We start from the raw sequence: 7,482 nt of genomic DNA on the forward strand, positions 1-7,482 counted from the left end.
TAAAATAATTATATTTAATGTCTATGAAGTGATGAAGTACGACACTCATAGTATTGAGATTTGAGATGTTAGTTATTAGACTTTTGTTATTGTATGTTCTTTTTTATTCATTGGTTTATTGTTTTATGAATAATGTATTCATGAATCCTTTGGATTTGGCTTGATACAAAAACATTTGAGATGTTTGCTATTATTATGTTCATTTTATTAATTACTTTTTTCTTGATAAAAAAGTAATCAAAAAATGAAGGCTTCAATTCTGGACGGTCAATCTTCATTTCGCTTCACTAAAATGTTTAAATCACTCCTTTCAGTCGGTAAACATTTTTACGTTTCACTTAACGGATTGACATTCGTCTGCGAATTTTTATGCCAGGTTATTGCTCTTAATTTTTAGCGTTTATTAGTGAATGATTTGTTGTAGTGTTCGTTCAATAACTTTTCGACATCAGACATTTTGTAGTAGATTTTGTTGCCTACTTGACAGAATGAAACCTTTCCTTCATTTCTCCACGTTTGAGCAGTTCGTTTTGAGATTTTCATTAGCATTAGAAACTCTTGGTTATCCATAAATGTTTCTTGTTTAGCTGCTAATGCTTTGTTTAATTTTTTAGTGATTTCCTCTAATTGGAATACGATCGCATCGTATTGATCCTTTGTTAAAATGATTGCTTCCATTTTCTAATTTGTTTAAGATTATGAAACAAATGAAGTACAGAAAAAAAAGTCCGTTAGTCCTGAAATGGTCTTGTCAGGACCATATCTTTTTGAATGGCTGATAGATAAAGACTTTTGATTTTTGAGGTTGAACGTATGAACAGGACTTTTATGACCAAAAAAAAATCCTAACTGGGATAGTTAGGATTGCGAATATTATAGTAATTTATCTACATCAATTCGTTTTGCGTTATTCGGTCGTTTTTCTTCTCTTGATGGAGTGAGTATGGTTTTGACCGTTTCAATACTTACTTTATTTCCGTCTTTGTCTACAAAAGAATAAACAATCATTTTAGAAATCTCGTTTACATTTCCATCTAAATAATTTTTACCATTAATAAACAACTCTCTGTTTAATTGGTAAAATATGTCTACCAACTGATTGACCTTTCCATTGAATTGTAGTTTGTTGTAATTGCATTTTTCTTCTTTAACCACTTGTAATTCTTCCGTTAATGTTCTGATGTGTTGTAAGTGGTCAATTTTTTTGTTGCATTGCTCTGAATATTCTGGAAGCTTTGGATTGATAAAATGAATGTTAGCTTGTTCGTATTCGTATTTCTCATCAGTTAAGAAAAAGATCTGATCGCAATAATCCTCCATCTGTTCCAAATTTTTCTGCGTTTTATAAAAAGAAAAATATCGTTCTTCTGAATCTGCATTGATGTATCTTGGTGCAGGTCTTTCTTCGTCTTTAATCTTTATTGGTTTATATAAACCTAATCGAATTATTTCTTATGAAGTATAAATTTTCATTAAACGAGTTTTATTTCTTCCTTTTTCAAACAGAAATTCATTTACTGAAACTAACTTTTCAAACTTATTAATCCAATGTAGCTTATCTTTTGCATATAAAAGTTGATGTTTGATAAAATCAGCAATTTCAGAATGAGAAATCTCAAATATTTTGTCAATTAATGCTTGACAATACCCGTCATTTGTAAGAGGTTGCACCTCTATAATATCAAATTCTTTCGACTTTACATTGTGTAAAGCAACTTGTGTAAACTCTTTGAATTGTACAGTTTCTTTTATCAAATACTTCATCATAAATTAAGTTTTAGCAATTAACCTTTTATAGTGTAATTTGATGTAAATTAATACATTACAAAGATAAAATGTGTCGTTAAAGATATTTAAAACTTCCTTATTCGATGTATTGCTCTATTCTTTATAATATATGCTTTTCAACCACAAACTAGCTTTTACTAAAAGGATTAATACAGGAACTTCGACTAACGGACCAATAACTCCTACAAAAGCTTGTGGCGAGTGAATACCAAATATCGCAATAGAAACTGCAATGGCCAATTCGAAGTTATTACCTGTTGCTGTAAATGAAATAGATGCATTTTTATCATAAGGAACCTTCATTGCTTTATTGATAAAGAAACTGATGAAGAACATCATTGCAAAATAGATCACTAATGGGATTGCTACTTTGATTACGTCTAAAGGTAATTCAAGTATTTTATCTCCTTTTAAACTAAACATTACCACAATAGTAAATAATAATGCATAGAGTGTTATGGGAGAAATTTTGGGTACGAATACACGATTGTACCATTCTATACCTTTCTTTTTAATTAGCGCGTATCTCGTGATAAAACCTATTAAAAATGGAATACCTAAATAGATCATTACACTTTGTGTTACTTCGATCATTGAAACCGAAACATTAAAATTAGCTAAGCCTAATTTACTTGGTAATATGTTGATGAATAACCAAACTAAAAAACTGTAACTTAAGACTTGGAAAATACTATTCAATGCGACTAACATTGCTGTATATTCTCTATTAGCCTTCGCTAAATCGCTCCAAACTACCACCATTGCAATACATCGAGCTAAACCAATTAGTATTAATCCAGACATATAATCCGGTTCGTCATGAAGAAATAGAACTGCCAAACCAAACATTAAAACTGTACCAATTATCCAGTTTAGGATTAAGGATATACCAATTACTTTTTTGTTTTTGAGTGCTTTTGGTAATAAAGCATAATCTACTTTGGCTAAAGGTGGAAACATCATTATTATCAAGCCTAAAGCTAAAGGTATATTGGTTGTACCCACGCTCATCCGCTCTACAAAAACAGACATATTGGGAAAGATATAACCAATGGTCACACCTAGAAGCATTGCGATAAAAATCCATAAGGTTAGGTATCTATCAAGGAATTTTAGTTTTGGTTGCATCGTTTATTTAGTGATTTGTGAAAATATGTACATCATTTCGGTTGCTATTTCGGTACTTCGTTGTTGGTAAACTTCTGTTTGATTGGTAGTACCATCCGAAATTTTAGGATCTTCGTAAGTAATGGGAATTCGCTTTTCAGCTCCGGAAATAAAAGGGCAACCTTCATCTGCTTGGGAACAAGTTAGAATCGCTGCGAAATTTGAAATAGGATTGAAAGCATCATTATATTTCTTAGAAAAACCGATAATTGGTAAACAATTTTCATCAAATTTTATGGCGTAAATAGGATTTATACTATCTGCAATTTTTAGAATTTGTAAGCCTTGATTTTCTAATGTTTCTGCTACTTTAGGAAACAAAGCTGTTTCTTGTGTACCACCTGAATAACAGTGTACATTATCTATATTATAGAATGATGCTGAAGTTTGCGCCCAAACCTGTGATAAATGACTTCTTCGAGAATTGTGTGTACAAATAAAATTAAGGTTTACCGGTTTTTTACTATTTACCTTTCCTTGAATGTAATCTATTAAAGGTTGTAAAATGTTTTTGCGATCATTACTGATATTTTCAAAATGAAATTGCTCTACAGTTTTTAATATTGTTGAGTACATATTTTTAATTAATTTTTAAGTGTTTAGATAAAAAATCTTGAATTTCTAAAATTGTTTGTTTTGCGGTTCTGTTTACCCCAATTAAAGTTGCAGATGCATAACCTGTCCAATTACCATAGCCTACAAACCATAAACCTTCAATATCTAAAGACTTAGTTTCATTGGTTTTTGCAATACCTTTTTCATCTAGTTGTATTAGTGATTTTAGGAATGTAGTATCGTAACCGAAGCCTGTACACCAAATAATTGCATCAAAATCTTCTTGTTCGCCGTTATCCCAAATTACTCCTTTGTCGTAAAACTCACGGAATGTACCACTAGAAATTAACACTCCTCTTTCACGAGCTTCTTTTACAGGTGGAACCATAACAATACTGGCTAAATTGTAATTTGATGCATCAAATGTTTTTCCTTCTAATTCTGCTTTATATCTTGCGTTGGCAATTTTAAACAGATAATAGCCGTCCACTTCATCGGGTAGAAATTCAGGTGTTTTTTTTGTTGACCATTTTACTGTCGTATTTTTTGATACTTCAGCAACAATTTGAGCACCAGAATTACCTTCTCCAACAACCAATGTTTTTAAACCATTAAAATCTTCGGGGTTTTTATATTTACTTGAATGTATTTGAACACCTTTGTAATTTTCTATTCCCTTTAAATTCGGAATGAAAGGATTTCCCCACGTTCCTGTAGCAGAAATAACTGTTTTGGTTTTAAAAAAACTTTCTTGCGTGTGAACTTGAAAAAAATCTCCATTTTTTTTAATTTCAACAACTTCACTATTTCTTTTCACATTAAGTTGATAATATTGCTCGTATTGTCCTAAATAATGTATAACCTCTTTTTTTGTAGGGAATTTATTTTCAGAATTTGGCATTATCAATCCAGGTAACGAGCTATAATCTGCTGGAGAAAATAGGGTTAAACTATCCCAAGTATGGAGCCAAGCCCCGCCTGAAGTATTTTGCTTATCCAAAATAATATACTTCAGTTTTGCACGTCTTAGATAATATCCACAAGCTAATGCACTTTGCCCGCCTCCAATAACTATAACATCAAATATTTCATCCATTGAATTGTTTTTATCTGATTTATGCATTTACAAATTAATACTTTTACGTTTCTATAAATTCTTATCTATATTAATACCGTTTACTGTTTGATAATCCTTGTTTATCGACTTCTACAACTCCTAAAAAATTATCATTGGTAATTGTTATAATATTTATGGTTACAATATTTAGCAACACCCCGAATTTGGTGTACAAGAAGATGATTGGATTTCTGACAATTTCACTTTTGGTTTTTCTGAAGGAATACCACAAGCATCTTGCGCTAAGCAAGCTGTTTTTTTATTTTTTAAAATGAAATGTTTACCGTTAAACTCTAGATCATATTTACCGATAGTAACAGATTGATATTCAACTTCAATTTCTGCATCTTCAATCCCTAATTTGTTTTCGGATAAGCGAATGATATTTAATAATTTTCCTGGTTTTAAACGATGCTCATAATCATCAGCATTCCATAATTGGAAGTTCACCACTTTTTCGTTTCTGATGACACCACCACAATCAATAAATTTCTTTGTGATTTCTCCCACTTCTGTAACGTGGAAATGCTCTGGTACGAAAGTACCATCCTCTAATTGAAATTCAACATTTTCTAATGTTGGTAAGATTTCTTTGATTTCTGAAAGTTTCATATTCTTTAATTATTATTTATTTATCGCAATATTGCGATGATTTATTTCAAAAAAATGCCTTAACAGCATTGATTTACTTTTACATTTTGATTGAAAAAGTTAGAAAACTCATTTTGAATTGCAGCCCAAACCTTTTCATCAATACAATAACAAACCGATTTTCCTTCGATGGAACCTTGAATAATTCCGATACTTTTTAATTCTTTTAAATGTTGAGAAATAGTAGCTTGTGCTAAACCTAATTCATCCACCAAATCCGTACAGATACACGCATTCTTTTTGATGATATGCTGAATAATAGCCACACGAGCAGGATGTCCTAATACCTTGAATAAAGTAGCTAGTTTATTTTGCTCGTCAGTGAAGATTTCCGATTTAGTTATTCCCATTATTGATTTATTATCATTGCAATATTACGATATGTTTTATAAATACTAAAATAATTTAATATTAATTATTCAATCTACTGTTCTACTGTTTTATCTAATTTTTCGTTTACTATTTTTGCATAAAAAAAAATTCTGTTACGTTTTACAACCTAACAGAATGTTATCTTATTTATATCTTAAAAATGGATTATTTAATCGTAATGAAAACGGCACTTTGCAATTAATATCTGATCATCTTCGTACTTGTAAATTAAACGATGTTCTTCGTCTATTCTACGTGACCAAAACCCTGAATATTTATGTTTTAATGGCTCTGGTTTCCCAATACCAGTAAAAGGAGTACGTGAAATATCTTTCAATAAATCATTGATACGTTTTACTTTTTTCTTATCGGTTTTTTGCCAAAATAAATAATCTTCCCAAGACTCATCTACGAAAATATATTTCATCTATTCCTCGATTAATTCTCTTTCAAAAGATTGGTTGCTTTTTAATTTTTCAATGGCAGCATCTAATCTTGATTCGTTGATTCGTGAAGATAATTCATGATTTGTAGCCATTAATGAATTGTATTCTTCTAAAGACATTACAACAATACCAGAATCTTTCCCTCTGTTGATGATTAAGGTTTCAAAGTTCTTTGAAACTCTATCTAAGTAAGATTTAATATCTTTTCTGAAATCTGAAACACTTGCTATTATCATAATCTTGTATTTTATTATGTACAAAATTAAGTACAATATTTTTATTTACAAAATCTATATTCTTACATTATTCTAAAATAAGCATCTATTATTCAATAAATTGCTCTACAGCTTTGTCTAATTCTTAGTTTACGATTTTAGCATAGATTTGAGTTGTTCCGATATCTGAGTGATCTAATAGTTTAGAAACATACTCAATACGCATACCGTTAGCTAAGGCTTGGGTTGCAAATGTATGTCGGCTTAAATGAAAAGATAATGAGAATGGAAATTCTAATTCTTTGCCCATTCTACGCAATTTCTGACCACATAAAACATTTTTGCTACCGATTACTTTTAGTTGGTATTCGTTGGATTGTTCGAAGAAATTAGCTTCTGAAATGATTGGAAAAATAAAATCATCTGGTTCGGAAGTTTCTTTTTTGTATTTGTTTAAAATCTCTAAAGCAGATTGACCTACCTTGAATTGATGTGAACGTTTAGTTTTACGGATGTTTAATCTGATACGTTGTTCGTTTTCATCATAGTTTTTCCATTGTAAGGTAACGACATCACTAAAACGCAATCCTCCGGCATAACAAGAAAAAATAAACATATCTCTGAAATAGGTATCTGTTTGACCAAATGAACTCTTGTGGTTTTTTAGCTGCTCGATTTGTTCTTTGTTTAAAAACAATCTTGTACTCTTGGCTTTTTTGATTCGTACACTTGCAAATGGGTAAGTATTTAAACTGATGATTTCTTCACGAATGGCATCTTTAAACATTATGGCTAAAATTGAACATTTGTATTAAAACTAACATTAGTAATTTATGAACAAATTGAAATAACTGTAAGAAAGCTTCTTTACCAAAAAGGACGCAAGTTTAACAAATTGTGGAATGCCAAGGTATTTTTTCGTTTAAATCATGACCTAAAAATAAACGAATATCCAAACAGTTATTGCAATAGCGAATCAATGCTCTGTTGCTATTAATATTATTTAGATAACTGTCCATTCAAATCTTGAAAGAGACAATTAGATTATGAAATAAAACAAATTTCTACAATTAAAAACATGATAGCTTTGAAATTTCATATAGAAAACTTGCTGAAAAGGCGAGAGTCAATTTAGCGTAATGAGCGTAAAAATGGCTTACTGTTCGCGCAA

Annotated in this window: 12 protein-coding genes; all 12 read right to left on the reverse strand. The window is 30.4% G+C overall.

From position 1 onward, the window contains the following. Positions 1-393 precede the first annotated feature (393 nt). The 12 genes from B4G36_RS03065 to B4G36_RS03120 all read right to left on the reverse strand — a co-directional run bounded on the left by B4G36_RS03065 (position 394) and on the right by B4G36_RS03120 (position 7,330). The gene (locus B4G36_RS03065) at positions 394-678 is read right to left on the reverse strand and encodes a helix-turn-helix domain-containing protein (protein WP_286496426.1); all 285 of its coding nucleotides are present in this window, start codon (positions 676-678) and stop codon (positions 394-396) included. A gap of 195 nt (positions 679-873) precedes the next feature. After that, positions 874-1,320 carry a hypothetical protein gene (locus B4G36_RS03070; RefSeq protein ID WP_286496425.1) on the reverse strand — a complete coding sequence of 149 codons (447 nt, stop codon included), beginning with the start codon at positions 1,318-1,320 and terminating at the stop codon, positions 874-876. 132 nt (positions 1,321-1,452) lie between these two features. Next, positions 1,453-1,764, reverse strand: a complete 312-nt coding sequence (locus tag B4G36_RS03075; protein WP_291061926.1) for a hypothetical protein — start codon at positions 1,762-1,764, stop codon at positions 1,453-1,455. A gap of 117 nt (positions 1,765-1,881) precedes the next feature. Beyond that, positions 1,882-2,916, reverse strand: a complete 1,035-nt coding sequence (arsB, locus tag B4G36_RS03080) for an ACR3 family arsenite efflux transporter (RefSeq protein ID WP_291061928.1) — start codon at positions 2,914-2,916, stop codon at positions 1,882-1,884. A 3-nt stretch (positions 2,917-2,919) separates the two neighbouring features. After that, positions 2,920-3,531, reverse strand: a complete 612-nt coding sequence (locus tag B4G36_RS03085; RefSeq protein ID WP_291061930.1) for a low molecular weight phosphatase family protein — start codon at positions 3,529-3,531, stop codon at positions 2,920-2,922. A 4-nt stretch (positions 3,532-3,535) separates the two neighbouring features. Continuing rightward, entirely contained in the window at positions 3,536-4,606 is a 1,071-nt protein-coding gene (locus B4G36_RS03090; protein WP_291061932.1) for an ArsO family NAD(P)H-dependent flavin-containing monooxygenase, read from the reverse strand. Between the two features lie 168 nt (positions 4,607-4,774). Next, entirely contained in the window at positions 4,775-5,239 is a 465-nt protein-coding gene (locus tag B4G36_RS03095) for a DUF6428 family protein (RefSeq protein ID WP_221857039.1), read from the reverse strand. A gap of 59 nt (positions 5,240-5,298) precedes the next feature. Then, on the reverse strand, positions 5,299-5,628 hold the full coding sequence (locus tag B4G36_RS03100) for an ArsR/SmtB family transcription factor (RefSeq protein WP_291061935.1): 330 nt from the start codon (positions 5,626-5,628) through the stop codon (positions 5,299-5,301). Positions 5,629-5,819: 191 nt separating this feature from the next. Continuing rightward, a complete protein-coding gene (locus B4G36_RS03105; protein ID WP_221857138.1) occupies positions 5,820-6,077 on the reverse strand; it encodes a Txe/YoeB family addiction module toxin in 258 nt (85 codons plus the stop codon). After that, positions 6,078-6,332: a type II toxin-antitoxin system Phd/YefM family antitoxin gene (locus B4G36_RS03110; protein ID WP_068599366.1), complete on the reverse strand. Its 255-nt coding sequence runs from the start codon at positions 6,330-6,332 to the stop codon at positions 6,078-6,080. Between the two features lie 124 nt (positions 6,333-6,456). Next, a complete protein-coding gene (locus B4G36_RS03115; RefSeq protein WP_291061938.1) occupies positions 6,457-7,098 on the reverse strand; it encodes a site-specific integrase in 642 nt (213 codons plus the stop codon). 100 nt (positions 7,099-7,198) lie between these two features. Beyond that, the gene (locus B4G36_RS03120; protein ID WP_286496414.1) at positions 7,199-7,330 is read right to left on the reverse strand and encodes a transposase; all 132 of its coding nucleotides are present in this window, start codon (positions 7,328-7,330) and stop codon (positions 7,199-7,201) included. Between the last annotated feature and the right edge of the window lie 152 nt (positions 7,331-7,482).

Origin of the sequence: Empedobacter sp. UBA3239 (assembly GCF_002362875.1) — a bacterium.
GTDB classification, from domain to species: domain Bacteria; phylum Bacteroidota; class Bacteroidia; order Flavobacteriales; family Weeksellaceae; genus Empedobacter; species Empedobacter falsenii_B.